We start from the raw sequence: 25,461 nt of genomic DNA on the forward strand, positions 1-25,461 counted from the left end.
CTGACGTCGATTAATCGATGCTACGTTTGATCTCGATGATTTCGAACACTTCGATCATATCGCCAACGCGAACGTCGTTGTAGTTCTTAACGCCGATACCACATTCCATGCCGTTACGGACTTCGTTAACGTCATCTTTGAAGCGGCGCAGGGATTCCAGCTCGCCTTCATAGATAACCACGTTGTCACGCAGTACGCGGATTGGGTTATGACGCTTGATCGTGCCTTCAGTAACCATACAGCCCGCGATTGCACCGAATTTCGGTGATTTGAACACATCGCGCACTTCAGCCAGACCGATGATCTGCTGTTTCAGTTCTGGGGACAACATGCCGCTCATCGCCGCTTTCACTTCGTCAATCAGATGATAGATGACGGAGTAATAACGCAGATCCAGGCTTTCAGAGTCGATAACTTTACGCGCAGAGGCGTCAGCACGGACGTTAAAGCCAACCAGAATCGCGTTGGATGCAGCTGCAAGCGTAGCGTCGGTTTCGGTGATACCACCTACGCCAGAACCGATGATCTTCACTTTCACTTCGTCGGTAGACAGTTTCAGCAAGGAATCGGAAATCGCTTCGACAGAACCCTGAACGTCGGCTTTCAGGACAACGTTCACTTCGTGAACTTCGCCTTCGGTCATGTTCGCAAACATGTTCTCGAGTTTAGATTTCTGCTGACGAGCCAGCTTAACTTCGCGGAATTTGCCCTGACGATACAGCGCAACTTCACGTGCTTTTTTCTCGTCACGAACAACGGTCACTTCATCACCAGCTGCCGGAACACCGGACAGACCCAGGATTTCCACCGGAATGGACGGACCCGCTTCCAGAACTTCCTGACCCAGTTCGTTACGCATTGCACGAACACGGCCATATTCAAAACCGCACAGCACGATGTCGCCTTTGTTCAGAGTACCTTCACGTACCAGAACCGTTGCAACCGGACCACGACCTTTATCAAGGAAGGATTCGATGACTGCACCGCTTGCCATACCGTTACGAACTGCTTTCAGCTCCAGAACTTCAGCCTGCAGCAGGATAGCGTTCAACAGGTCATCAATACCGGTACCTGCTTTCGCAGAAACTGGGATGAACTGAGATTCGCCGCCCCACTCTTCCGGCATAACGCCGTACTGAGACAGTTCGGTTTTAACGCGATCCATGTCTGCTTCAGGCTTATCGATTTTGTTCACTGCAACAACAACCGGTACCTGCGCCGCTTTTGCGTGCTGGATTGCTTCGATTGTCTGCGGCATCACGCCATCGTCTGCTGCAACGACCAGAACCACGATGTCTGTTGCCTGAGCACCACGAGCACGCATAGACGTAAACGCGGCGTGACCCGGGGTATCCAGGAAGGTGATCATACCGTTGTCAGTTTCAACGTGGTAAGCACCGATGTGCTGAGTAATGCCACCCGCTTCGCCAGATGCCACTTTCGTTGAACGAATGTAGTCAAGCAGAGAGGTTTTACCGTGGTCAACGTGACCCATGATGGTAACAACTGGTGCACGGGACTCTGCCGCGGCGCCAGTATCACGGTCGCTCATTACCGCTTCTTCCAGCTCGTTTTCACGACGCAGGATAACTTTATGGCCCATCTCTTCGGCAACCAGCTGCGCGGTTTCCTGATCGATAACCTGGTTAATGGTTGCCATCGCACCCAGCTTCATCATTGCTTTGATGACCTGAGAGCCTTTGACTGCCATTTTGTTCGCCAGATCGCCAACGGTGATGGTTTCGCCAATCACAACGTCACGGTTAACAGCCTGAGCTGGTTTCTGGAAGCCCTGCTGTAAAGAAGAACCTTTACGCTTGCCACCTTTACCACCGCGTCCAGCAGCACGTGCTTCTTCACGGTCAGCTTTAGATTCAGAGTGCTTGTTGCCTTTCTTCTGAGGACGAGCAGCTTTTGCAGCGGTACGAGTACGGCTACGACCCGCTTCGACTTCGCGGTCGTTTTCGTCTTCTGCCTGGCGAGCATGCTGAGAAGTGGTGACGTGATAATCGCTCTTATCCTCTTCACCTTTAGCTTTCTCTTGCTCTGCCCAAACGCCGGCATTTTCTTCTGCCATACGACGAGCTTCTTCAGCTACGCGACGTGCATCTTCTTCGAGCTTGCGACGCGCTTCTTCTTCGGCTTTACGCTTCAGGTCAGCGGCTTCACTTTCGCGACGGGCTTTTTCTGTCTGGGCGGTTTTGGTCATTTCGTCAGTCTGTTGATTGCTCACTTTGTCTTTTTCCGCAGCGTCGCGCTTCGCTTTATCACTTGCGTCGCGTTTCACTTTTTCAGCGGCCTCACGTTCAGCTTTTAATACTGCCTCACGTTTAGCGGTTTCTACCGCCTCACGCTGAGCTTGTTCTTCCGCTTCACGCTGTGCCTGCTCTTCCGCTGCAAGGCGCTCGGCCTCTTGCGGATCACGTTTTACAAAGGTGCGTGTCTTGCGGACTTCGATTTGTACCGATTTACTTTTTCCACCGGTACCAGGAATGTTTAACGTGCTGCGCGTTTTACGCTGCAACGTCAGCTTGTCAGGCGTAGAACCGTGTTCACGGTTCAGATGCGCCAGCAAGGTTTGTTTCTCTTGCGCGGTTACTGAGTCATCAGCAGCCTTCGGGATACCTGCATCAGCAAATTGCTGTACCAGGCGCTCCACGGAGGTCTGAATCTCAGTAGCCAGCGATTTTACAGTTACATCAGTCATGCTGTTCCTTCCTGCTACAGTTTATTACGCTTCGTCGCCGAACCAGCAAATATTACGTGCGGCCATGATGAGTTCACCAGCTTTCTCGTCGGTTAAACCTTCGATATCAGCCAGGTCATCAACGCCTTGCTCAGCGAGATCTTCCAGCGTACAAACACCACGGGCAGCCAGCTTGAACGCAATCGCACGATCAAGACCTTCTAAATTCAGCAGGTCATCAGCCGGCTTGTTATCACCAAGGCTTTCTTCCTGAGCCAGTGCCAGGGTGGTCAGTGCGTTTTTAGCGCGTTCACGCAGGGCTTCAACGGTTGCTTCATCCAGGCCGTCGATTTCCAGCAGTTCTTTCATTGGCACGTAGGCCAGTTCTTCCAGCGTCGAGAAACCTTCTTCTACCAGGATGGTTGCAAAATCTGCGTCAATATCCAGGTATTTCGTGAAGGTGTCGATCGCTGCATGGGCTTCAGCCTGGTGCTTCGCCTGCAGGTCATCAACCGTCATCACGTTAAGATCCCAACCACTCAGTTGAGAAGCCAAACGCACGTTCTGACCGTTACGACCGATAGCCTGTGCCAGGTTACCTGCTTCAACAGCGATATCCATGGTGTGCTTATCTTCGTCTACCACAATGGAGGCTACATCAGCCGGTGCCATCGCGTTAATCACGAATTGCGCCGGGTTGTCGTCCCACAGAATGATATCAATACGTTCGCCACCCAGCTCAGTCGAAACTGCCTGAACGCGAGCGCCACGCATACCAACGCAAGCACCGACTGGGTCGATACGTTTGTCATTGGTTTTTACCGCGATTTTGGCACGGGAACCCGGATCGCGGGCCGCGGCTTTAATCTCGATAACTTCTTCACCGATTTCTGGCACTTCAATGCGGAACAGTTCGATCAGCATTTCTGGCTTAGAACGCGTCACAAACAGCTGCGCACCACGTGCTTCCGGACGCACGGCGTACAGAACGCCACGAATACGGTCGCCTGGACGGAAGTTCTCACGCGGCAACATATCTTCACGCAGGATAACCGCTTCAGCGTTGCTACCCAGATCAAGAGCGATGTTATCGCGGTTCACTTTCTTCACCACACCCGTGATGATTTCGCCTTCATGTGAACGGAACTGATCAACCACCATAGCGCGCTCGGCTTCACGTACTTTCTGTACGATAACCTGCTTTGCCGTTTGGGTGGTGATACGGTCGAAGGTGACAGATTCAATCTGATCTTCAACATATTCGCCAACGTTAAAGCTTTCGTCTTCGTAGCGAGCCGCTTCAAGCGTAATTTCTTTAGTCGGTTGGGTCACTTCTTCAACAATGACCCAACGACGGAATGTATCGAAGTCGCCGCTTTTACGATCGATTTCTACGCGAACTTCGATCTCTTGTTCGTATTTTTTCTTGGTTGCAGTAGCCAGTGCACTTTCCAGCGCTTCGAAAATCTTCTCACGCGGCAGTGATTTCTCGTTAGAGACGGCTTCAACAACAGCCAAAATTTCTTTGTTCATCGCGGGCTTTTCACCTCAATCCAGACTGTTAAAAGTGGGGAACCAGGTTCGCCTTCTGGATATTACTCAGCGCGAACACTTCATCTTTGCCTTCGACAGTTACCGTGATCATCTCACCATCAACGGCCTTTATAATGCCCTGCCATTTACGGCGGTTTTGTACAGCCATACGCAGAACGACCGCCACTTCTTCACCGATGTACTGAGTGTAGTGTTCGACAGTGAACATCGGGCGATGGAGGCCAGGCGAGGAAACTTCCAGGTTATAGGCAACAGTAATTGGATCTTCAACATCAAGAACCGCACTCACCTGGTGGCTGACATCAGCACAATCATCAACATTGATGCCATCTTCACTATCAATATAGATGCGCAGCGTGGATGTACGGCTGCGAATAAATTCGATGCCGACCAGTTCATAGCCCAGTGCTTCGACTGGTGCTTTAATCATCTCTGTTAATTTTTGGTCTAATGTGGACAAGCCCACCCCCAAGACGTAAAAAAAGGGCATAAAGCCCAGTTATTCTGTAGTCAGATAACAAAAAACCCCGATAAATCGGGGCTTTAGATAACTGAACCCTATAGCCGCAACTGCGGCCTGGAGCACTTTCTGAAAGAATTTTTTCAAATCCAGCTACGAAGGCTCTAAGTCTTCACAGTATATTTGAAAAAGAACTTTATGGGAAAGTGGTTGCGGGGGCCGGATTTGAACCGACGACCTTCGGGTTATGAGCCCGACGAGCTACCAGGCTGCTCCACCCCGCGTCCGAAACGTGGCAAATTTTACTCGTTTTGGGTAAAAAATGCAAATAATGCTGGGATTTGGTACCGAGGACGGGACTTTAAATCGGCGTTCAGTATATTGATAGTTAACCCCACCTGTCAACCCTACAACCTATGCGTTTTGCTGAATAAAGCACGGCTCACTATTCTGTTCTGACATCCTTCTATTCTGAGGCCTTCCACGTAGGTAATTTTTACAAAAAACACACGAATCTCTTCCGGTCATTGGCAAAAGATGATTAAATGAAAACTCACTTATTTTGCATAAACATGCAAAGAGAGCGGAAGCGGTCTCTCATCAGTCAATCAAGCAGGGTTTTATTTTATGACGACGATTCTCAAGCATCTTCCAGCAGGACAACGTATAGGCATCGCTTTTTCTGGTGGTCTGGATACCAGTGCTGCACTCCTCTGGATGCGCCAAAAGGGAGCGGTTCCTTATGCATATACTGCGAACCTGGGTCAGCCGGATGAGGAAGATTATGACGCGATTCCTCGCCGAGCCATGGAATACGGTGCCGAGAACGCACGCCTGATTGACTGCCGTAAGCAGCTGGTTGCTGAAGGTATCGCGGCAATTCAGTGCGGTGCTTTCCATAACACCACTGGCGGCCTCACCTATTTCAATACCACACCGTTGGGCCGTGCGGTTACCGGCACTATGTTAGTGGCAGCGATGAAAGATGATGGCGTTAATATCTGGGGCGATGGCAGTACCTATAAAGGCAACGATATTGAGCGTTTCTATCGCTATGGCCTGCTGACTAACGCTGAGCTGCAGATTTACAAACCGTGGCTGGATACCGACTTTATCGACGAGCTGGGTGGCCGTCATGAAATGTCCGAGTTTATGATTGCCTGCGGCTTTGACTACAAAATGTCTGTCGAGAAAGCCTATTCCACTGACTCCAACATGCTGGGTGCGACTCACGAAGCGAAAGATCTTGAGTTCCTGAACTCCAGCGTGAAGATCGTTAACCCGATCATGGGCGTGAAGTTCTGGGATGAGAACGTCAAAATTCAGGCTGAAGAAGTCACCGTACGTTTTGAACGCGGTCATCCAGTAGCGCTGAATGGTCAAACGTTCTCTGATGATGTCGAGCTGATGCTTGAAGCAAACCGCATTGGGGGTCGTCACGGTCTGGGGATGAGCGATCAGATTGAAAACCGTATCATTGAAGCCAAAAGCCGTGGCATCTATGAAGCCCCGGGGATGGCGCTGCTGCATATCGCTTATGAGCGTCTGCTGACCGGCATCCATAACGAAGACACCATTGAGCAGTATCACTCTCATGGTCGTCAGTTGGGTAAATTACTGTATCAGGGCCGCTGGTTCGATCCACAGGCACTGATGCTGCGTGATGCTCTGCAACGTTGGGTGGCCAGCGCAATTACCGGTGAAGTCACGCTTGAACTGCGTCGCGGTAACGACTACTCCCTGCTGAATACAGTTTCTGACAATCTGACCTATAAAGCAGAACGTCTGACCATGGAGAAAGGTGATTCCGTCTTCTCACCTGATGACCGTATTGGCCAGTTGACCATGCGTAACCTGGATATCACTGATACCCGCGAAAAGCTGCTCAACTATATTGAAACCGGTCTGCTCTCTGCGTCTTCTGGCAATGGCCTGCCGCAGGTTGAGAATCTGGAACACAGCGACAAGAAGTAATTGTCTGACAGATATTCGAAAGGCGCCTGATGGCGCCTTTTTTATTGCGCTTTTATACAGACGAAAAAAAAGACATCTTTCGATGTCTTTCTTCTGGAATATTGGTACCGAGGATGGGACTCGAACCCACAAGCCCGTTAGGGCACTACCACCTCAAGGTAGCGTGTCTACCAATTCCACCACCTCGGTACTGAATACTTAGCGTGGGATATCGCTCGTCGGCTTAGCCGGTTCTGCTGGCTGAGACTGCTCGGCTTTCTCCGGTGCGCTCAGATTTTCCCACTCGCTTCCTTTGCTGGTCTTGTTGCTGTTGATATTTCCCAGCGCCAGACTGATGATGAAGAACAGCGTAGCCAGAATAGCCGTTGTACGGGTCATGAAGTTCGAAGAACCACTTGAACCAAACAGCGTACCGGAAGCGCCTGCTCCGAAGGAGGCTCCCATATCAGCGCCTTTGCCTTGCTGCAGCATGATCAGCGCTACAAGAGCGATGGCTACAATAAGGAAAATAACTAAAAGAGCTTCGTACATAATCAACCTGTTCCTTGCGGATTTGCCGCATACCAATGCTTCGACCAATTTAGCAGGATTTTTGTTTCCCACTGAAGCGGGTGTGAATACTAACCAAAGCGAATGTCCTTCGCAAGGGCAATTTAAGTGCATTGTATCAACTGCGGAAAAAAACAGCAAAAGCGGGCTTTTCGCACAATATTAAGGCGGCAAATGCCGCCTTTTTAAACACTTACTGTAAGAGGTTATGCTGCTTTCACCGCATCGGCAATCCGATGTGCAAATTCAGTGACCTGCGCTTCATCTTCGCCTTCCACCATGACGCGGATCAATGGCTCGGTGCCTGATTTACGCAGCAGTACACGCCCGCGATTACCCAGTGCCGCTTCCACTTCCGTCATGACGGCTTTGACATTAGCACTCTCAAGCGGATCGCCATTACCAGCAGTAAAGCGAACGTTAACCAGAATCTGTGGGAACATCTTCATACCACTGCACAGATCGTGCAAACTCATGTGGTTGCGTACCATCGCCGCAACAACCTGAAGACTTGCAACAATACCGTCGCCGGTAGTAGTTTTATCCAGCAGAATCACATGACCGGAGTTTTCAGCGCCAATGCGCCAGCCTTTCTCCTGCAATTTCTCAAGAACATAGCGGTCACCCACTTTCGCGCGAGTAAACGGAATACCCAGCTGTTTTAATGCCAGCTCCAGGCCCATGTTACTCATCAGAGTGCCCACAGCACCGCCACGCAACTGGCCCTGACGCAGGCTTTCACGGGCGATGATATAGAGGATCTGATCGCCATCAACCTTATTGCCTTCGTGATCCACCATGATCACACGGTCACCATCGCCGTCGAACGCGATACCCAAATCGGCTTTCTCTGCCAGCACGCGAGCCTGCAACGCTCGAACGTCCGTCGCACCAACTTCTTCGTTAATGTTTACGCCGTCGGGTTCACAGCCGATCGCAATCACTTTCGCGCCAAGCTCACGGAACACATTTGGAGCAATGTGATAGGTTGCGCCATTTGCACAGTCAACCACGATTTTGAGGTGGCCCAGGCTGAGTTCGTTAGGGAATGTGCCTTTGCAGAACTCGATATAGCGACCCGCGGCATCAACGATACGACTGGCTTTACCTAATTCGGAAGAGTCAACGCAGGTCAGCTCTTTTTCCATTTCCGCTTCGATAGCCTCTTCAACTTCATCAGGCAATTTAGTGCCATCGATGGAGAAGAATTTAATGCCGTTATCGTAGAACGGATTGTGCGAAGCAGAAATGACGATACCGGCTTCTGCGCGGAAAGTACGCGTCAGATACGCCACGGCAGGTGTAGGCATTGGACCGGTGAATGAGGCAGAAAGCCCCGCAGCAGCAAGCCCCGCTTCCAATGCCGATTCAAGCATATAGCCAGAAATACGGGTGTCTTTACCGATAATGATTTTACGGGAACCATGGCGAGCAAGCACTTTACCCGCTGCCCAGCCAAGTTTCAGCACAAAATCAGGCGTGATAGGCGCATCGCCCACGCGGCCACGAATACCATCGGTGCCAAAATATTTACGATTACTCATAGCGTTTATTTTCCTTCGCTGACAGTGTGGCTTCCACCACACGCATAGCTTCTACTGTCTCTTTGACATCATGGACGCGAATGATGTGCGCGCCCTGCATTGCCGCTATCACCGCACATGCAAGACTTCCACTCAGACGTTCGCCAGGACCCACATTCAGCAATTGCCCTACCATTGTTTTTCGCGACATCCCGACCAGCAGAGGCAGACCAAAATGGTGAAACTCTGATAAACGCGCAAGCAGCTCATAGTTATGGGATAGATTTTTACCGAATCCGAATCCCGGGTCGAGTAACAATTTCTCTTTTGCGATACCCGCACGCTCACAACGCGCTATTTGCTCAATAAAGTAGCGATTAACATCTGCAAACACATCATCGTATTTCGGTGCCGACTGCATCGTTTTCGGCTGACCTTGCATATGCATCAAACATACTGGCAGACCAGTCTCTGCTGCAGCTTCCAGCGCGCCGGGCTCACTCAGGGAACGAATGTCGTTAATGATGTGAGCACCTACTCGCGCGGATTCTCTTATCACTTCTGGTTTCGACGTATCGACAGAAATCCACACTTCAAAACGTTGAGCAATAGCCTCAACAACAGGGATTACGCGCGCCAGCTCTTCCTCCACGCTCACGTCCACCGCCCCCGGACGCGTTGATTCGCCGCCGATATCAATAATCGTCGCACCCGCGTTGATCATCAGATTGGCATGCTTCACACCTTCAATCAGCGTGTTATGCGTACCGCCGTCGGAGAACGAGTCAGGCGTGACGTTCAGGATACCCATCACATGCGGATGTGAGAGATCGAGAGTCGAGTCCTGGGCGAAAAGTTTCATGGCTAAATCCCTGGTATTGATTATTAAGCAGATAAGAAAAACCCCGGAGCAAGCTCCGGGGTTTCAGGTCACGATAACACATTTACAGCGATGGCTTACTTGTCGCCCAGCTGTTCTGACATGGTATTGCCCGGGTTCGGCGTATTCGGTTCATCGACCGGACGCGGCGCACGAGGGGTGCCATTGTTATCAGAATTATTGGAAGCGCCTGGATCTTCCCAGCCTGCTGGCGGACGCACTTCGCGGCGAGCCATCAGGTCGTCAATCTGCGGAGCATCGATGGTCTCATATTTCATGAGAGCATCTTTCATGGAGTGCAGAATATCCAGGTTTTCATTCAGGATTTCACGAGCGCGGCCATAGTTGCGTTCAACCAGCGCTTTAACTTCCTGATCAATAATACGAGCCGTTTCATCGGACATATGTTTCGCTTTCGCGACAGAGCGGCCCAGGAATACTTCGCCATCTTCTTCCGCATACAGCAGCGGACCAAGTTTGTCGGAGAAGCCCCACTGGGTCACCATGTTACGTGCCAGGTTAGTCGCAACTTTAATATCGTTGGATGCACCGGTAGAAACATGTTCCACGCCGTAGATAATCTCTTCTGCCAGACGACCACCGTAAAGGGTCGAAATCTGGCTTTCCAGCTTCTGACGGCTGGCGCTGATTGCATCGCCTTCCGGCAGGAAGAACGTTACGCCAAGCGCGCGACCACGCGGAATAATCGTCACTTTATGGACCGGATCGTGTTCTGGAACCAGACGGCCGATAATCGCATGACCGGCTTCATGGTACGCGGTAGATTCTTTCTGCGCTTCCGTCATCACCATGGAGCGACGTTCTGCACCCATCATGATTTTGTCTTTCGCTTTTTCGAACTCTACCATCGACACGACGCGCTTGTTACCGCGAGCAGCAAACAGAGCAGCTTCATTGACCAGGTTTGCCAGGTCAGCACCAGAGAAGCCCGGAGTACCACGTCCAATGATTGCCGCATCGACATCTGGCGACAGTGGAACGCGACGCATGTGGACTTTCAGAATCTGTTCACGACCACGAACATCCGGCAGACCAACCACAACCTGACGGTCGAAACGGCCTGGACGCAGCAGCGCTGGGTCAAGGACATCCGGACGGTTAGTTGCGGCGATAACGATAATACCCTCGTTACCTTCGAAGCCGTCCATCTCAACCAGCATCTGGTTTAGAGTCTGTTCGCGTTCATCGTGACCACCGCCCAGACCTGCGCCACGTTGGCGGCCTACGGCGTCGATTTCATCGATGAAGATAATACATGGAGCTGCCTTCTTGGCCTGTTCGAACATGTCACGCACACGAGATGCACCAACACCGACGAACATTTCTACGAAGTCAGAACCCGAAATAGTAAAGAACGGGACTTTCGCTTCGCCCGCGATGGCTTTCGCCAACAGCGTTTTACCGGTACCCGGAGGACCGACCATCAGGATACCTTTCGGGATCTTACCGCCCAGTTTCTGGAAACGGCTCGGCTCACGCAGGTACTCAACGAGTTCAGCCACTTCATCTTTAGCTTCATCACAACCTGCGACGTCAGCAAAAGTGGTCTTGATCTGGTCTTCCGTAAGCATACGCGCCTTGCTCTTACCGAACGACATGGCACCTTTGCCACCGCCGCCCTGCATTTGGCGCATAAAGAAGATCCAGACGCCGATAAGAAGCAGCATCGGGAACCAGGATATGAAGATAGAAGCCAGCAGGCTCGGCTCTTCTGGCGGCTCACCTACCACCTTGACGTTTTTAGTCAGAAGGTTATCAAGCAGCTTAGGATCGTTCACCGGTATGTAAGTCGTGTAACGGTTACTATCTTTCTTGGTAACGTTGATCTCACGTCCGTTGATACGCGCTTCGCGAACCTGGTCCTGATTGACCTCTTGCAGGAAGGTAGAGTAATCCACCTTACGACCATTCGACTCGCTGGGCCCAAAGCTCTGGAACACTGACATCAGCACAACGGCAATGACCAGCCAGAGTATTAGGTTTTTCGCCATGTCACTCAAGGGATTAACCTCATATTACAACTGTGTTAAAAACAGCGTCAGGATACTTAATATCCAGCCTCTTTCAAACTTTCGTTTGAAATCAACCGGCTATCACTTTCGCCCGGTCGCTACAATATACACTTCACGTGAACGAGCACGGGAAGAGTCCGGCTTACGAACTTTTACTTTCGCAAACAGGGAGCGAATTTCCTTAAGATACTCCTCGAAACCTTCGCCCTGGAACACCTTCACTACAAAACTACCACCTGGAGCCAGAACATCACGAGACATTTCTAACGCCAGTTCAACCAGATACATGGAGCGGGGGATATCCACCGCTGGTGTTCCGCACATATTTGGCGCCATATCCGACATGACAACCTGAACCTTACTATCCCCTACGCGTTCAAGCAGCGCTTTGAGAACTAATTCATCACGAAAATCGCCCTGAAGGAAGTCCACACCGACAATTGGATCCATAGGTAAAAGATCGCAAGCGATGATTCGGCCCTGACCACCAATCTGCGTCACTGCATATTGGGACCATCCACCGGGTGCAGCACCGAGATCAACAATCGTCATTCCCGGCTTAAAGAGTTTGTCACTTTGCTGTATTTCATCAAGTTTAAACCAGGCGCGGGAACGTAACCCCTTTTTCTGCGCCTGGATAACATATTTATCGCTAAAGTGTTCCTGAAGCCAGCGACTGGAGCTGGCAGAACGCTTTTTACCTGTCATTTCAATTTCCGTCCTGGTTCATCGTAATTTGCCTGTGACGTAAATTTCTACGCAGCTATTTGGCGATATAAGGGAGATGGCGGTAGAATGAACCGTTTTCAATCCCAACGTAAGCAAAAATATACGATGAATCTGAGTACTAAACAAAAACAGCACCTTAAAGGTCTGGCACATCCACTCAAGCCTGTAGTCATGCTTGGCAACAATGGTTTGACCGAAGGGGTGCTTGCCGAGATCGAGCAAGCGCTTGAGCACCACGAGTTGATCAAGGTGAAAATCGCCTCTGAAGACAGAGACAATAAAACCCTGATCGTGGAAGCTATCGTGCGCGAAACCGGTGCCTGTAATGTACAGGTTATCGGTAAAACGCTGGTGCTCTATCGCCCAACTAAAGAGCGTAAAATCTCGCTGCCACGCTAAGAGTATCCCTAATTGCACATTTTTTCTGTGTAAAACGCGGGATTTCCATTAGCAGGTGAGCAAAATGCCATGCTCTTTGAGTTGATAAAAGGCCGCTATGCGGCCTTTTTCCTTTCTTTACAATGTATCAACATCTTTGGTCAGAAGCGAATTACAGGTATTCAACCTGAATAATTTCGAATTCCACTTCGCCGCCCGGCGTACGGATGACGACTACATCGTCCTGCTCTTTGCCAATCAGGCCACGAGCAATCGGTGAGTTCACTGAGATTAAGTTCTGCTTAAAATCTGCCTCGTCGTCACCCACGATGCGATATGTCTGTTCTTCGTCATTGACCAGGTTCAACACTTTTACCGAAGAACCAAAAATCACGCGGCCATTGTTCGGCATTTTCGTGATATCGATGACCTGCGCATTTGACAGCTTAGCCTCGATATCCTTGATACGCCCTTCACAAAAACCCTGCTGCTCGCGTGCGGCGTGATACTCAGCATTTTCTTTCAAATCGCCATGCTCACGCGCATCGGCGATAGCAGAGATGATTTCAGGACGGCGAACAGATTTCAAAAAATCCAGTTCTTCGCGCAGTTTTTCAGCACCACGTAAGGTCATCGGAATAGCTTGCATTTGTTATACCTCTTAAACATTCCTGTTGGGGGCGATTCGCTCACCCCGGCTACTGGCCTCGCAGACTTCAATGCCTGTCAAAGGTCAGAAGCAAAAGAAAACTGCCCGGAAGCAAAGTTCCAGGTCAGCAGCAATTTTTCAATTTGATACGTATTTTACCGCGAAGTTCACTATGGGTCATCGTTTACTTTACAGGGCGTTGCACCGTAGTATGGCGGTTTGTTTCCGGGTTGTTAGCGCGAGATTATGCGATTTTCCAGATTTATCATCGGATTGACCACCAGTTTGGCATTCACCGTTCAGGCGGCGAATGTTGATGAGTACATTAATCAACTCCCTGCTGGCGCTAACCTTGCGCTGATGGTGCAAAAAATTGGTGCCCAAGCCCCGGAGATTGACTATCACAGCCAACAAATGGCTCTACCCGCCAGTACCCAGAAGGTTATTACCGCGCTGGCAGCCCTGTTGCAGCTTGGGCCCGATTTTCGCTTTACCACAACCCTTGAAAGCAAAGGTAGCGTCGATAGTGGAGTCCTGAAAGGTGACCTGATTGCTCGTTTTGGCGGCGATCCTACCTTTAAACGCCAGGATATCCGCAATATGGTCGCCGTGTTGAAAAAATCCGGCATCCAAAGAATCGATGGCAACGTATTAATTGATACGTCTATTTTCGCCAGCCACGATAAAGCACCTGGCTGGCCCTGGAATGACATGACGCAGTGCTTTAGCGCACCGCCCGCTGCTGCCATCGTCGACCGTAACTGCTTCTCCGTTTCGCTCTATAGCGCGCAAAAAGCCAATGATTTGGCGTTCATACGCGTGGCCTCTTACTATCCGGTGACGATGTTCAGCCAGGTACGTACGCTGGCAAAAGGCTCACCTGAAGCGCAGTACTGTGAGTTAGACGTCGTTCCGGGGGATCTGAACCGCTTTACGCTCACCGGTTGTCTGACACAACGAGCCGATCCTTTGCCGCTGGCGTTTGCCATCCAGGATGGCGCAAGCTATGCCGGTGCGATTTTAAAAGATGAGCTTAAACAAGCGAATATTACCTATTCAGGTACCCTGTTGCGCCAAACTCAACCCAGCGAACCGGGTACCGTTATCGCCAGCAAACAGTCTGCGCCACTGCACGATCTGCTTAAGATTATGCTGAAAAAATCTGACAACATGATTGCGGATACTGTTTTTCGCATGATTGGACATGCCCGCTTTGGTGTACCAGGCACATGGCGTGCAGGCTCGGACGCCGTTCGCCAGATCCTTCGCCAACAGGCAGGGATCGATCTCGGTAACACTATTGCTGTCGATGGCTCCGGACTTTCACGCCATAATCTGATCTCACCGGCAACAATGATGCAGGTTCTTCAGTACATTGCGCAGCATGACACTGAGCTAAACTTCATTTCGATGCTGCCGCTGGCGGGTTACGACGGATCGCTTCAATACCGTGCCGGGCTTCATGCCGCTGGCGTTGATGGCAAAGTTTCCGCTAAGACCGGCTCGTTGCAGGGTGTGTACAACCTTGCAGGCTTTATTACGACGGCAAGCGGACAACGAATGGCGTTTGTACAGTATCTTTCCGGCTATGCTGTCGAACCGGCAGATCAGCGTAATCGTCGTATCCCGCTGGTTCGCTTCGAAAGCAGGCTTTACAAGGACATCTACCAGAACAACTAGCGATGAAACTACTCATTGTTGAAGACGACCTGTTATTACAGGAAGGTTTAGCGCTGGCTCTCGCAAACGAAGGCTATGCCCTGGACTGCGCCGCCACGGCGGCAGATGCTGACTCGCTCATTCAAAGCGGCGAGTACAGCCTTGTCATTCTCGATCTAGGTCTACCCGATAAAGACGGCGCAACGCTACTCAATCAGTGGCGACGTCGTGGCGTGGATAATCCCGTCCTGATCCTCACCGCGCGCGATGCGATTGAAGACAGAATCAATGGGCTGGACTCGGGCGCGGATGACTATCTGGTTAAGCCCTTTGCCCTTGCTGAACTACAGGCCCGAGCACGCGCGCTTATTCGCCGCTATCAGGGCCATAGTGATAACCTGGTGGCAGACGGTGATCTCACGTTGAATCTGCAAACACAGCAGGTTCTGTGTCGTTCTCAGCCCGTCGAAGTCACGCCAAAGGAGTTTGCCCTGTTAACGCGCCTGATAATGCGTACCGGACAAACGGTGCACCGCGAAACGCTACAGCAAGACATTTACTCCTGGCAGGACGATCCCGGTTCAAATACGCTTGAGGTACATATTCATAATCTTCGCCGCAAGCTGGGCAAAGATCGTATCAAAACCGTGCGCGGCGTCGGCTATCGCCTGGAGAGTCAGAAATGAACAGTATGCGTCGGCGGTTAATGATATTGCTGGCGGTTATCCTACTGTTTTTTCAACTTATCAGCGTGGTCTGGCTGTGGCATGAAAGCCGTGAGCAAATTGGCTTTTTGGTTAGCGAAACGCTCTCTGCAAAAGCGCGGAATAAGCACGTTGAGAAAGAAATACGCGAAGCCATTGCCTCATTGTTGGTGCCTTCATTGGTCATGGTCGGCTTCACCCTTTTCTTCTCATTCTGGGCTGTGACCTGGATAACGCGCCCACTGAACAAGCTACGTGTCAGTCTCGCAAATCGATCTGCTGACAATCTAACACCTCTCCCCATGTACTCTGATATGGAAGAGATCAGCGCGGTCACCACCTCATTAAATCAACTCCTTGCCCGGCTGGATAACACCATCCAACAAGAGCGTTTATTCACTGCTGACGCGGCTCATGAACTACGAACGCCGCTTGCAGGCATTCGACTTCATTTAGAACTGATGGCACAGTCAGGCTCGCCTCAGGCCTCGACGTTGGTAAACCGTATCGATCAGTTGATGCATACGGTGGAGCAACTTCTGATGCTGGCGAGAGCGGGTCAGGCAATGGCCGGCGGCCATTATGAAACCGTCAACTGGACGGAACATATTATTGCCCCGTTAAAGCTTGAGCAGGAGTGCAAAGATCACAAGGTGCTTTGGCCAGCGAAGAGTCCGATGACCGTGCAGGGCGATGCGGTTTTATTACGACTGATGCTGCGAAATTTACTCGAAAATGCTGCCCGCTATAGTCCTGCGGGGACAACAATCGAAGTGAAATTAAGCGAAAAGGATGATGGGACGCTGATTAGCGTACAGGATCAGGGCCCAGGTATTGACGAAGCGCATCGACAGTCAATAACCGAACCTTTCCGACGACTCGACCAACGCTATGGCGGAAGCGGCCTTGGCCTGAGTATCGTTCAGCGTATTGTGCAACTCCATCAAGGCACGTTGACGCTTGATAATGCCCCGAGCGGCGGGTTGATCGCTGGCTGTTGGTTGCCAACTACATTTAGCTAAAAAAAAGCCCCCTTTAACAGGGGGCTCATGGCAGGCGTTAGTGCTTGTAGATGAATTCGACACCTTCGTCGTCTTCTTCATCCCAATCATCGTCCCACTCTTCGTCATCTTCGACTTCAACGGCTTGTTCTTCGAGCTGCTGGCGGTGATAGTCATCCCACATGAATTCCACTTTTTCAGGCTGCTTCGATTCTTCAGCCTGAGTAATTGGGTTTTCAATGATGAAGTGCATCACATCCCAGCAAAGATCTTTTACGCCCATCTGGCTTGCAGCAGAGATCAGATAGTATTTCTCTTCCCAGCCCATGGCATCGGCAATGGCTTTCGCTTTCGCTTCTGCTTCGGCTTTATCCATCAGATCGATCTTGTTGAAGACCAGCCAGCGTGGCTTACCAGCCAGTTTGTCACTGTATTTTTCCAGTTCGCCAATAATGATACGGGCGTTTTCAACCGGATCGGATTCATCGATAGGGTTAATATCAACGATGTGCAGCAATACACGACAACGCTCAAGGTGCTTCAGGAAGCGAATCCCGAGACCTGCGCCTTCAGCTGCACCTTCGATAAGACCCGGAATATCGGCAACAACGAAGCTCTTTTCGTTATCCATACGGACAACGCCCAGGCTCGGCACCAGTGTCGTAAACGGATAATCGGCGACTTTTGGCTTGGCTGCTGATACTGCACGAATAAATGTAGATTTACCCGCGTTTGGCATACCCAGCATACCGACATCCGCCAGCAGCATCAGTTCGAGCTGAAGATCGCGTTTATCGCCTGGCGTGCCCATCGTTTTCTGACGTGGTGAACGGTTAACGGAAGATTTAAAGCGGCTGTTACCCAGACCGTGCCATCCCCCCTTACCTACCATCAGGCGCTGACCGTGTTTGGTCATATCACCTAAGGTTTCGCCAGTTCCCTGGTCGATCACACGCGTACCGACGGGTACTTTGACGGTCACATCTTTGCCGCGTTTACCCGTACAGTCACGACTCTGACCATTTTGGCCACGTTCAGCGCGGAAGGATTTTTCAAAACGATAGTCGATCAGTGTGTTGAGGTTTTCATCCGCCTCTAACCACACATCACCGCCATCACCGCCATCACCACCGTCAGGGCCGCCACGCGGAATATATTTTTCACGGCGGAAGCTAACGCAACCATTACCGCCATCACCTGCTACAACCAGGATCGTTGCTTCATCAACAAACTTCATCTTACTTTACTCTCCGTAAATCATTCGCCTGAGCGGGGGACAACTACAACCGCTTCTTTTTTGCGTAAGCCGCCCCAAAGACGATGACCAATGGCGGAATACATCGCGCCCGCAACCACGACAAACGCACCGATATAACCCAGCAGGTTTAACATCGGTTTGACGAAGAAATCGGGCCAGGCCATTGATAATAAATCTGAAAACAACAGGGTAAACAGCGGGGTCAGCGTGATAAGTGCGCTCACCTGTGCTGCCTGCCAACGCGCCATCGCTTCGGCCAGCGCGCCATAACCGACCAGCGTGTTAAGCCCACAAAAAATGAGACACGCCAGTTGCCAATCGCTCAGTTGGGAGATAACACCCGGCTTTGCTAAAGGCAGTAAAGCTATCGTACATAAAGTGTACAATAAAAAGAGGATCTGTTGCGAGGCTAAACGGCGCAATAACACCTTTTGCGCGACGCCATAACTCACCCAGACCGTTGCTGCCCCAACGCCAAAAATCACACCCCAGGTGTAATCCGTCAGTTGGGTAAAAATTTCAATCAGGCTGGTGTTAAAGAACATCACCAGACCACACAGCAACATGCTTGCCCCAACGATCTGCGTTCCGCGCATCTTCTCCTTGAGGATAAAGACGCTCGCAACCATCATGCCGACGGGTGAAAGTTGACCAATCACCTGCGACGCGGTAGGGCTAAGATATTGCAGGGAAGAACTAAACAGGATGAAGTTACCGAACAAACCGCCCGTTGCAATAGCTAACAACAGCAGCCAACGCGGTTTGCGAAAAATTCGTAACGGCGGCAGTCTACCTTTAATCGCTAAAATTGCGCCAAGGCCAATGGTTGCCATTAAAAAACGGTAGAACACCACTGTCGGCGGTTCCATGACTTCCAGAACCTGTTTCATTGCGATTGGCAACGCCCCCCAGCACACCGCAGTGGTAAGTGCCAAAAGAATGCCGATGCCAGCCTGCTGTTTCATGCCCGTTTTCCCTGCAGAAAATTTTCCGGGATTTCAATGTAAAAAGCCCCGCAACACGTTGCGGGGCTTTAATCCGTTACCGGACCACGAAAAACTTACTCAGCAACGATGCTGATGTATTTACGGTTGTTCGGGCCTTTAACTTCAAATTTCACTTTACCGTCTGCTTTAGCAAACAGAGTGTGGTCACGACCGCAACCTACGTTAACACCAGCGTGGAATTTGGTACCACGTTGACGAACGATGATGCTACCTGCCAGAACTGCTTCGCCGCCGAAACGTTTAACGCCCAGACGTTTAGCTTCTGAATCGCGACCATTTCGAGTGGAGCCGCCAGCCTTTTTATGTGCCATTTAAATCTCTCCTCAGGTCTTAGGCGCTGATGCCAGTAATTTTCACGTCAGTGAACCACTGACGGTGGCCTTGCTGCTTACGGTAGTGCTTACGACGACGAAACTTAACGATTTTAACTTTCTCGCCACGACCGTGTGCAACAACTTCAGCTTTGATAACGCCGCCATCAACGAAAGGAACGCCGATTTTGACTTCTTCACCGTTTGCGATCATCAGAACTTCAGCGAACTCAACAGCTTCGCCAGTTGCGATGTCCAGCTTTTCCAGGCGAACGGTCTGACCTTCGCTTACTCGGTGTTGTTTACCACCACTTTGGAAAACCGCGTACATATAGAACTCCGCTTCCGCGCACATCCTCGTGTGATTCAGAGTGCGCTATAAATATTCACAATAGGGCGCGAATATTACGCAAAACGCGAGCCTTTGACAAGTGCTACCATCAATACATGAAGAAAAAAAACACAACACGCACGGTAACGTTTATCTGAGCCGTTTTTTCAGTACAATCAGCGATACTATTGATAAACCGTAACCCTTTGTTAGCCCATTCGATATGGGGTGAACAGGATAAGAAGCCCGGCTTTTGCGATGAATTTAGAAAAAATCAACGAGTTAACCGCGCAAGATATGGCGGGTGTGAATGCAGCAATCCTGGAGCAACTCAACTCTGATGTTCAGCTCATCAATCAGTTGGGTTATTACATCGTCAGTGGCGGCGGTAAACGCATTCGCCCCATGATCGCCATACTGGCAGCAAGAGCCGTTGGATATCAGGGGAATGCGCACGTCAATATTGCGGCCCTTATCGAATTTATCCATACCGCGACGCTGCTTCATGATGACGTGGTGGATGAATCTGATATGCGCCGTGGCAAAGCGACGGCGAACGCGGCCTTTGGCAACGCTGCCAGCGTTCTGGTGGGCGATTTCATCTATACCCGCGCCTTCCAGATGATGACCCGCCTCGGCTCGCTAAAAGTGCTCGAAGTGATGTCTGAAGCCGTTAACGTCATCGCTGAAGGCGAAGTGCTACAGCTGATGAACGTTAACGATCCTGACATCACTGAAGAAAACTACATGCGCGTCATCTACAGCAAAACAGCGCGCCTGTTTGAAGCTGCAGCGCAGTGTTCCGGTATTCTTGCCGGTTGCACCGACGAGCAAGAGCGTGGTCTCCAGGATTATGGCCGTTACCTCGGCACGGCGTTCCAGCTGATTGACGATCTGCTCGATTACAGCGCAGATGGTGAAACCCTGGGCAAAAACGTCGGCGATGACCTTAACGAAGGCAAGCCAACCCTGCCGCTTTTGCACGCTATGCGCAACGGTTCACCGGATCAGGCCAAAATGATCCGTGAAGCGATTGAGCAAGGAAACGGTCGACATCTTCTGGAACCGGTACTGGAAACAATGGCGATCTGTGGATCATTGGAATGGACACGCCAGCGCGCCGAAGAAGAAGCGGACAAAGCTATCGTCGCCATTCAGGTTATTCCAGACAGCCCAAGGCGCGACGCGTTAATAGCGCTTGCCCATATCGCTGTTCAGCGCGATAAATAAAACCCCACTCCGTCCCCGCGATCTGCGCGGGGAATTTCCAGTAAGTTCTCATAAATATCTAATCACGTTAAATCATCGGCTTACAGGCCGCATGAATAAAGCCCTGTCATATTCTGAATATTGCTTTCTGTTATGCGAACTTTTTAGAACCGTTGTTCGAAGAAGGTATAGTAAGTCCCGTCAATTCATCTGAAATGACGTGGACGATACAGAGCAAAAGGAGACGAGTATGGACACGAAATTTATCGACTGGCATTCGGCTGATATTATCGCTGCATTACGTAAAAAAGGGACCTCGCTGGCAGCTGAATCACGCCGGAGCGGGCTCAGTTCCTCAACGCTTGCCAACGCGTTAACGCGTCCGTGGCCAAAGGGAGAGTTGATCATTGCGACGGCGTTAGAAACACAGCCTTGGGTTATCTGGCCATCGCGCTACCACGACCCCATCACCCATGAGTTTATCGACAGAACGCGTATGATGCGCCAGAAAAAGCATCAGATTTAACGCTTTCAAATAGACGGGAACAGCAACCCCCCGGTCATTATTGGCAGGGGGCTGCCCGAACGATTACTCGCCCTTCACACGCTCGATATTTGCACCCAGCGCGCGCAGTTTATCTTCAATACGCTCGTAGCCACGATCGATATGATAGATACGGTCAACAACCGTCGTACCTTCAGCAATACAACCCGCCAGCACCAGGCTCGCAGATGCACGTAAATCCGTCGCCATCACCTGAGCACCAGATAATTTCTCTACGCCCTGGCAAATCACGGTGTTGCTTTCGATCTCTGCATGCCCGCCCATACGGATAAGTTCCGGTACGTGCATAAAGCGGTTTTCAAAGATGGTTTCAGTGATAAAACCGGTCCCTTCTGCTACCAGGTTCAACAGCGTAAACTGTGCCTGCATATCCGTTGGGAATGCTGGATGCGGAGCGGTACGAACGTTCACCGCTTTTGGGCGCTTCCCGTGCATATCCAGGCTAATCCAGTCTTCTCCGACTTCAATATCCGCACCCGCGTCGCGCAGCTTGGCTAACACCGCATCCAGGGTGTCTGGCTGCGCGTTACGACAAACAATTTTACCGCCAGAAATGGCCGCAGCGACCAGGAACGTGCCGGTTTCGATGCGGTCTGGCAGCACACGATAAACACCACCGCCAAGACGCTCAACGCCTTCGATAGTAATGCGATCGGTACCCTGCCCGGTAATTTTAGCGCCCATTGCCACAAGGAAGTTTGCCGTGTCGACAATTTCCGGCTCGCGAGCAGCATTCTCAATTACCGTTGTGCCTTCCGCCAGCGTCGCCGCAGACATGATGGTGACGGTAGCGCCCACGCTGACTTTATCCATCACAATGTGCGCGCCTTTCAGACGGCCATTGACGGAGGCTTTAACGTAACCCTCTTCCAGCTTGATATCTGCACCCAGTTTTTCCAGGCCGAAGATATGCAGGTCAACCGGACGTGCGCCAATTGCGCAGCCACCCGGCAAAGACACCTGTCCCTGACCGAAGCGAGCCACCAGTGGGCCAAGCGCCCAGATGGATGCACGCATGGTTTTCACCAGGTCATAAGGTGCAGAGAAGTTGTTAACGTTGCTGGCATCAATCCATACCGAACCGTTACGTTCCACTTTGGTACCCAACTGAGTGAGTAACTTCATGGTGGTATCGATATCTTTCAGCTTCGGTACGTTCTGAATTTCTACTGGCTCTTCCGCGAGCAGCGCAGCAAAAAGGATCGGCAGCGCGGCATTTTTAGCGCCGGAAATTGTGACTTCGCCCTGGAGGCGCGTTGGCCCCTGTACACGAAATTTATCCATGTGAATGCTCTCTTATAAATTCAACCGTGCTGCGGGCAAACCACCCTCAGCTCAAAAACCGTTTAGTTTGCGATCGCGTTCCCACTCTTGCGGGGTAAAGGCTTTGATCGACAGGGCGTGAATGCGGTTATCCGCAATATGTTCCATCAGCGGAGCATAAACAGCCTGCTGTTTCTTCACACGGCTCATGCCGTCGAATATCTCACCCACAGCAATAACCTGAAAGTGACTGCCATCGCCAGAGACGTGGACTTCCTTAAGGGAGAGTGCACTCATCAGCACTGCCTGGATTTCATGATTTTCCATGGGTTCTACATCATCTGTTAGTGAAAACAAGCCCAACATCTTAGAGCAAAGTGGCGCAGTCTTAAACAAGCAAAAAGCCCCGACGATGAAACAGTCGAGGCTTTCAGAAGTAACGTACTGAAAAAATTAGCGAGGTAATACGTCTTCAGGCAAATTATAAAGCTGTGCGAGGGTGACCACGTTGTCACTGGCACCAATAAGCGAGACGTTCGCGCCCTGCTTTTTGCCTTCAGCGACCAGATGCACTAACAGTGCAATACCGGCGGTATCCACGCGTGAGACGTTGGTCAAATCAATATACGCCACGCCTTTCATCGCTTTCTGGCGCGCATCCCACAGGGGATTTAGCAGATCCTGATCGAGTTCGCCCAACAGCGATAATGTTTCGCCCTCACGCGACCAGCTAAATTGCTGCGTCATTACTTTTTCTCGTCCAGCGTGATTTTCTGGCTGGAGATCGATTTTAACTGCGCGGTCAGGCCATCGATGCCTTTGGTTCGCAGCAGATCGCTCCACTCGTTTTGCTTAGTCGTAATCATGCTCACGCCTTCAGCAATCATGTCAAACGCCTGCCAGTTGCCGGTTTGGGTATTTTTACGCCACTGGAAGTCCAGGCGCACAGGCGGCCGACCGTTTGGATCGACTATCGTTACGCGGATAGGCAAAATCGTCGCATCGCCCAGCGGTTGTTCCGGAGCGACCTGGTAGGTCTGACCGTGGTACATCGCCAGCGCCTGGCCATAAGACTGTTTCAAATATTCACGGAATGCGGCAAAGTAAGCGTCACGCTGAGCCGGGGTCGCATCTTTGTAATAACGGCCCAATACCAAAGCGCCTGCGTATTTAATCTGCACATAAGGCAGCAGTTCCTGATCAACCACTTCGCGCAGGTAATCCGGGTTAGAACGAATTTTAGGTTGCTCATTTTTAAGGCGATCAAACGTTTTTTGCGCCGCCTCATCCATCAATTTATACGGATTGCTCTGGTCCGCTGCGGTTGCAGCAGTCAGAGGGGCAATCACCAGCATGGCAACCATTAACAGTCGTTTAATCATGAATTACTTCTCCTGAGATGAATTCGTCGTGCCTGGGGTTGGCGCAACGTCAGTTTGGCCCTCACTCTGCGCTGGGGCATCGTCAGATTTTTTGTCATCGCCTTTACTGCTGTAAAGGAACTGACCAATCATATCTTCAAGCACCATGGCCGACTTGGTATCCTGAATCACACCCCCGTCTTTAAGGATAGACGTTCCCAGCTCAGGGTCTTCAAAGCCAACGTTCAGGGCCAGGTATTGCTCGCCCAACAGCCCAGAAGTACGAATAGAAAGAGAGCTGGTATCAGGAATGTGGTTGTAGCGCTCTTCGATCTCCATTTCCACACGGGGTAAATAGGTTTTCTCATCAAGAGTAATGTCGGCGACTCGACCAATCACCACGCCGCCAATACGCACTGGCGAACGCGCTTTCAAACCACCAATATTATCGAATGTCGCATAGATGCGATAAGTGGGTTCTGTCCGAATAGAGGTGATATCTGCAGCCCGAAGACAAATAAACAGCGCGGCAAGCAATGCCAGCAGCAAAAACACACCTACCCAAATTTCACTTTTTCTCGTTTGCATGAACTCAATTCCCAAACATCAGTGCGGTGAGCACAAAATCCAGACCCAGTACGGCCAGCGACGAATGAACGACAGTGCGCGTTGTGGCGCGGCTGATCCCTTCAGAGGTTGGTATCGCGTCATAACCATTGAATAACGCAATCCATGTAACCGTAAACGCAAAAACCACGCTCTTAATCAGGCAGTTCACCAGATCCATACGCAGATCAACGGCGTCCTGCATCGCGGACCAGAAGAAACCCGCGTCAATACCCTTCCACTGCACGCCCACCAGCGAGCCGCCCCAGATGCCGACGGCCACAAAAAGAATGGTCAGCAGCGGTAGCGAAATAACACCCGCCCAAAAACGAGGGGAGATAACGCGACGCAGCGGATCAACCGCCATCATTTCCATGCTGGAGAGCTGTTCTGTCGCACGCATCAGACCAATTTCCGCCGTCAGCGCTGAGCCCGCACGTCCGGCAAACAGCAGCGCGGCAACCACCGGGCCGAGTTCACGCAGTAAGGAAAGCGCCACCAGCATGCCAAGGCCAGTTTCCGCACTATAAGTGGTCAATACCAGATATCCCTGCAGCCCAAGAACCATGCCGATAAACAATCCTGACACGATAATAATAAGCATCGACAGAACGCCGACGTTATAGAGCTGGCGTACCAGTAGCGGGGCATGTTTGCGGAATTCCGGTTTGCCAACCAGCGCATTGAATAACATCAATCCGGCACGCCCGAACGTCCTGATGGTTTTTATGCCACGGTGTCCAAGAGCGGCCAATGCATTTAACAGCATGA

General features: G+C 51.0%; 26 protein-coding genes and 2 tRNA genes. 7 read left to right on the forward strand and 21 right to left on the reverse strand.

All coding sequences use genetic code 11. The annotated features are described in order from the left end of the window. Positions 1-10: 10 nt before the first annotated feature. The 4 genes from infB to AC6EMZ_RS11945 form a co-directional block, all read right to left on the reverse strand. On the reverse strand, positions 11-2,707 hold the full coding sequence (infB, locus tag AC6EMZ_RS11930) for a translation initiation factor IF-2 (protein WP_498402707.1): 2,697 nt from the start codon (positions 2,705-2,707) through the stop codon (positions 11-13). Between the two features lie 24 nt (positions 2,708-2,731). Further along, entirely contained in the window at positions 2,732-4,219 is a 1,488-nt protein-coding gene (nusA, locus tag AC6EMZ_RS11935; protein WP_498402708.1) for a transcription termination factor NusA, read from the reverse strand. Positions 4,220-4,247: 28 nt separating this feature from the next. Then, positions 4,248-4,700: a ribosome maturation factor RimP gene (rimP, locus tag AC6EMZ_RS11940; RefSeq protein ID WP_498402709.1), complete on the reverse strand. Its 453-nt coding sequence runs from the start codon at positions 4,698-4,700 to the stop codon at positions 4,248-4,250. A gap of 207 nt (positions 4,701-4,907) precedes the next feature. After that, positions 4,908-4,984 (reverse strand) — tRNA-Met (locus AC6EMZ_RS11945). A gap of 343 nt (positions 4,985-5,327) precedes the next feature. Here AC6EMZ_RS11945 and argG point away from each other — a divergent pair. Beyond that, positions 5,328-6,674, forward strand: a complete 1,347-nt coding sequence (argG, locus tag AC6EMZ_RS11950; RefSeq protein WP_498402710.1) for an argininosuccinate synthase — start codon at positions 5,328-5,330, stop codon at positions 6,672-6,674. Positions 6,675-6,776: 102 nt separating this feature from the next. Here the strand turns inward: argG and AC6EMZ_RS11955 are convergent. From AC6EMZ_RS11955 to rlmE, 6 genes are all read right to left on the reverse strand, one after another. Next, positions 6,777-6,863, reverse strand: a tRNA-Leu gene (locus AC6EMZ_RS11955). 9 nt (positions 6,864-6,872) lie between these two features. After that, the gene (secG, locus tag AC6EMZ_RS11960; protein WP_498402711.1) at positions 6,873-7,205 is read right to left on the reverse strand and encodes a preprotein translocase subunit SecG; all 333 of its coding nucleotides are present in this window, start codon (positions 7,203-7,205) and stop codon (positions 6,873-6,875) included. 224 nt (positions 7,206-7,429) lie between these two features. Beyond that, complete coding sequence (gene glmM, locus AC6EMZ_RS11965; RefSeq protein WP_498402712.1) at positions 7,430-8,767, reverse strand: phosphoglucosamine mutase; 1,338 nt, start codon at positions 8,765-8,767, stop codon at positions 7,430-7,432. Next, positions 8,760-9,608 (reverse strand): dihydropteroate synthase, encoded by an 849-nt coding sequence (folP, locus tag AC6EMZ_RS11970; RefSeq protein ID WP_498402713.1) that lies wholly within the window; start codon positions 9,606-9,608, stop codon positions 8,760-8,762. The genes glmM and folP overlap by 8 nt, the downstream gene beginning before the upstream one ends. 95 nt (positions 9,609-9,703) lie before the next feature. Further along, a complete protein-coding gene (gene ftsH / locus AC6EMZ_RS11975; RefSeq protein ID WP_498402714.1) occupies positions 9,704-11,638 on the reverse strand; it encodes an ATP-dependent zinc metalloprotease FtsH in 1,935 nt (644 codons plus the stop codon). Positions 11,639-11,740: 102 nt separating this feature from the next. Beyond that, positions 11,741-12,367 (reverse strand): 23S rRNA (uridine(2552)-2'-O)-methyltransferase RlmE, encoded by a 627-nt coding sequence (gene rlmE / locus AC6EMZ_RS11980; RefSeq protein WP_498402715.1) that lies wholly within the window; start codon positions 12,365-12,367, stop codon positions 11,741-11,743. A gap of 126 nt (positions 12,368-12,493) precedes the next feature. Here rlmE and yhbY point away from each other — a divergent pair, with 126 nt between their 5' ends. Next, positions 12,494-12,787, forward strand: a complete 294-nt coding sequence (yhbY, locus tag AC6EMZ_RS11985; protein WP_096755522.1) for a ribosome assembly RNA-binding protein YhbY — start codon at positions 12,494-12,496, stop codon at positions 12,785-12,787. Positions 12,788-12,938: 151 nt separating this feature from the next. Here the strand turns inward: yhbY and greA are convergent, their stop codons facing one another. Beyond that, on the reverse strand, positions 12,939-13,415 hold the full coding sequence (gene greA, locus AC6EMZ_RS11990) for a transcription elongation factor GreA (protein WP_498402716.1): 477 nt from the start codon (positions 13,413-13,415) through the stop codon (positions 12,939-12,941). Between the two features lie 246 nt (positions 13,416-13,661). Between greA and dacB the strand changes: the two genes are divergently transcribed. From dacB to pmrB, 3 genes are read left to right on the forward strand one after another with little or no spacing between them, the layout of a single operon-like run. Continuing rightward, on the forward strand, positions 13,662-15,095 hold the full coding sequence (dacB, locus tag AC6EMZ_RS11995; RefSeq protein ID WP_498402718.1) for a serine-type D-Ala-D-Ala carboxypeptidase: 1,434 nt from the start codon (positions 13,662-13,664) through the stop codon (positions 15,093-15,095). A gap of 2 nt (positions 15,096-15,097) precedes the next feature. Then, positions 15,098-15,760 (forward strand): two-component system response regulator PmrA, encoded by a 663-nt coding sequence (gene pmrA / locus AC6EMZ_RS12000; RefSeq protein ID WP_498402719.1) that lies wholly within the window; start codon positions 15,098-15,100, stop codon positions 15,758-15,760. Next, positions 15,757-16,800: a two-component system sensor histidine kinase PmrB gene (pmrB, locus tag AC6EMZ_RS12005; protein ID WP_498402720.1), complete on the forward strand. Its 1,044-nt coding sequence runs from the start codon at positions 15,757-15,759 to the stop codon at positions 16,798-16,800. The genes pmrA and pmrB overlap by 4 nt, the downstream gene beginning before the upstream one ends. Before the next feature lie 37 nt (positions 16,801-16,837). Here pmrB and cgtA read toward each other — a convergent pair whose 3' ends face one another. The 4 genes from cgtA to rplU form a co-directional block, all read right to left on the reverse strand. Then, complete coding sequence (gene cgtA, locus AC6EMZ_RS12010; protein ID WP_498402722.1) at positions 16,838-18,016, reverse strand: Obg family GTPase CgtA; 1,179 nt, start codon at positions 18,014-18,016, stop codon at positions 16,838-16,840. Positions 18,017-18,036: 20 nt separating this feature from the next. Then, positions 18,037-19,002 carry a DMT family transporter gene (locus AC6EMZ_RS12015; protein ID WP_498402723.1) on the reverse strand — a complete coding sequence of 322 codons (966 nt, stop codon included), beginning with the start codon at positions 19,000-19,002 and terminating at the stop codon, positions 18,037-18,039. A gap of 95 nt (positions 19,003-19,097) precedes the next feature. Continuing rightward, positions 19,098-19,355 (reverse strand): 50S ribosomal protein L27, encoded by a 258-nt coding sequence (rpmA, locus tag AC6EMZ_RS12020; RefSeq protein WP_498402724.1) that lies wholly within the window; start codon positions 19,353-19,355, stop codon positions 19,098-19,100. A gap of 19 nt (positions 19,356-19,374) precedes the next feature. Continuing rightward, positions 19,375-19,686, reverse strand: coding sequence for a 50S ribosomal protein L21 (gene rplU / locus AC6EMZ_RS12025; RefSeq protein ID WP_015960603.1), 312 nt, complete (start codon positions 19,684-19,686; stop codon positions 19,375-19,377). Between the two features lie 258 nt (positions 19,687-19,944). Between rplU and ispB the strand changes: the two genes are divergently transcribed. Both ispB and sfsB read left to right on the forward strand, forming a co-directional pair. Continuing rightward, the gene (gene ispB, locus AC6EMZ_RS12030; protein ID WP_498402725.1) at positions 19,945-20,916 is read left to right on the forward strand and encodes an octaprenyl diphosphate synthase; all 972 of its coding nucleotides are present in this window, start codon (positions 19,945-19,947) and stop codon (positions 20,914-20,916) included. A 229-nt stretch (positions 20,917-21,145) separates the two neighbouring features. Beyond that, entirely contained in the window at positions 21,146-21,421 is a 276-nt protein-coding gene (sfsB, locus tag AC6EMZ_RS12035) for a DNA-binding transcriptional regulator SfsB (RefSeq protein ID WP_498402726.1), read from the forward strand. A gap of 63 nt (positions 21,422-21,484) precedes the next feature. Here the strand turns inward: sfsB and murA are convergent, their stop codons facing one another. From murA to mlaE, 6 genes are all read right to left on the reverse strand, one after another. Beyond that, the gene (gene murA, locus AC6EMZ_RS12040; protein ID WP_498402727.1) at positions 21,485-22,744 is read right to left on the reverse strand and encodes a UDP-N-acetylglucosamine 1-carboxyvinyltransferase; all 1,260 of its coding nucleotides are present in this window, start codon (positions 22,742-22,744) and stop codon (positions 21,485-21,487) included. 51 nt (positions 22,745-22,795) lie between these two features. Then, on the reverse strand, positions 22,796-23,050 hold the full coding sequence (ibaG, locus tag AC6EMZ_RS12045) for a BolA family iron metabolism protein IbaG (RefSeq protein ID WP_498402728.1): 255 nt from the start codon (positions 23,048-23,050) through the stop codon (positions 22,796-22,798). Between the two features lie 126 nt (positions 23,051-23,176). After that, a complete protein-coding gene (mlaB, locus tag AC6EMZ_RS12050; RefSeq protein WP_498402729.1) occupies positions 23,177-23,470 on the reverse strand; it encodes a lipid asymmetry maintenance protein MlaB in 294 nt (97 codons plus the stop codon). Further along, complete coding sequence (gene mlaC / locus AC6EMZ_RS12055) at positions 23,470-24,105, reverse strand: phospholipid-binding protein MlaC (RefSeq protein WP_498402730.1); 636 nt, start codon at positions 24,103-24,105, stop codon at positions 23,470-23,472. The genes mlaB and mlaC overlap by 1 nt, the downstream gene beginning before the upstream one ends. 3 nt (positions 24,106-24,108) lie before the next feature. Further along, entirely contained in the window at positions 24,109-24,672 is a 564-nt protein-coding gene (gene mlaD / locus AC6EMZ_RS12060; RefSeq protein WP_498402731.1) for an outer membrane lipid asymmetry maintenance protein MlaD, read from the reverse strand. Positions 24,673-24,676: 4 nt separating this feature from the next. Then, positions 24,677-25,459 (reverse strand): lipid asymmetry maintenance ABC transporter permease subunit MlaE, encoded by a 783-nt coding sequence (mlaE, locus tag AC6EMZ_RS12065; RefSeq protein ID WP_498402733.1) that lies wholly within the window; start codon positions 25,457-25,459, stop codon positions 24,677-24,679. Positions 25,460-25,461 lie beyond the last annotated feature (2 nt).

Source organism: Enterobacter sp. SCRI0065 (genome assembly GCF_059766475.1).

Coding starts and splice junctions, on each gene's coding strand:
- infB (WP_498402707.1), bottom strand. CDS start 2,707: ATGACTGATGTAACTGTAAAATCGCTGGCTACTGAGATTCAGACCTCC.
- nusA (WP_498402708.1), bottom strand. CDS start 4,219: ATGAACAAAGAAATTTTGGCTGTTGTTGAAGCCGTCTCTAACGAGAAA.
- argG (WP_498402710.1), top strand. CDS start 5,328: ATGACGACGATTCTCAAGCATCTTCCAGCAGGACAACGTATAGGCATC.
- secG (WP_498402711.1), bottom strand. CDS start 7,205: ATGTACGAAGCTCTTTTAGTTATTTTCCTTATTGTAGCCATCGCTCTT.
- glmM (WP_498402712.1), bottom strand. CDS start 8,767: ATGAGTAATCGTAAATATTTTGGCACCGATGGTATTCGTGGCCGCGTG.
- folP (WP_498402713.1), bottom strand. CDS start 9,608: ATGAAACTTTTCGCCCAGGACTCGACTCTCGATCTCTCACATCCGCAT.
- ftsH (WP_498402714.1), bottom strand. CDS start 11,638: ATGGCGAAAAACCTAATACTCTGGCTGGTCATTGCCGTTGTGCTGATG.
- rlmE (WP_498402715.1), bottom strand. CDS start 12,367: ATGACAGGTAAAAAGCGTTCTGCCAGCTCCAGTCGCTGGCTTCAGGAA.
- yhbY (WP_096755522.1), top strand. CDS start 12,494: ATGAATCTGAGTACTAAACAAAAACAGCACCTTAAAGGTCTGGCACAT.
- greA (WP_498402716.1), bottom strand. CDS start 13,415: ATGCAAGCTATTCCGATGACCTTACGTGGTGCTGAAAAACTGCGCGAA.
- dacB (WP_498402718.1), top strand. CDS start 13,662: ATGCGATTTTCCAGATTTATCATCGGATTGACCACCAGTTTGGCATTC.
- pmrA (WP_498402719.1), top strand. CDS start 15,098: ATGAAACTACTCATTGTTGAAGACGACCTGTTATTACAGGAAGGTTTA.
- pmrB (WP_498402720.1), top strand. CDS start 15,757: ATGAACAGTATGCGTCGGCGGTTAATGATATTGCTGGCGGTTATCCTA.
- cgtA (WP_498402722.1), bottom strand. CDS start 18,016: ATGAAGTTTGTTGATGAAGCAACGATCCTGGTTGTAGCAGGTGATGGC.
- AC6EMZ_RS12015 (WP_498402723.1), bottom strand. CDS start 19,002: ATGAAACAGCAGGCTGGCATCGGCATTCTTTTGGCACTTACCACTGCG.
- rpmA (WP_498402724.1), bottom strand. CDS start 19,355: ATGGCACATAAAAAGGCTGGCGGCTCCACTCGAAATGGTCGCGATTCA.
- rplU (WP_015960603.1), bottom strand. CDS start 19,686: ATGTACGCGGTTTTCCAAAGTGGTGGTAAACAACACCGAGTAAGCGAA.
- ispB (WP_498402725.1), top strand. CDS start 19,945: ATGAATTTAGAAAAAATCAACGAGTTAACCGCGCAAGATATGGCGGGT.
- sfsB (WP_498402726.1), top strand. CDS start 21,146: ATGGACACGAAATTTATCGACTGGCATTCGGCTGATATTATCGCTGCA.
- murA (WP_498402727.1), bottom strand. CDS start 22,744: ATGGATAAATTTCGTGTACAGGGGCCAACGCGCCTCCAGGGCGAAGTC.
- ibaG (WP_498402728.1), bottom strand. CDS start 23,050: ATGGAAAATCATGAAATCCAGGCAGTGCTGATGAGTGCACTCTCCCTT.
- mlaB (WP_498402729.1), bottom strand. CDS start 23,470: ATGACGCAGCAATTTAGCTGGTCGCGTGAGGGCGAAACATTATCGCTG.
- mlaC (WP_498402730.1), bottom strand. CDS start 24,105: ATGATTAAACGACTGTTAATGGTTGCCATGCTGGTGATTGCCCCTCTG.
- mlaD (WP_498402731.1), bottom strand. CDS start 24,672: ATGCAAACGAGAAAAAGTGAAATTTGGGTAGGTGTGTTTTTGCTGCTG.
- mlaE (WP_498402733.1), bottom strand. CDS start 25,459: ATGCTGTTAAATGCATTGGCCGCTCTTGGACACCGTGGCATAAAAACC.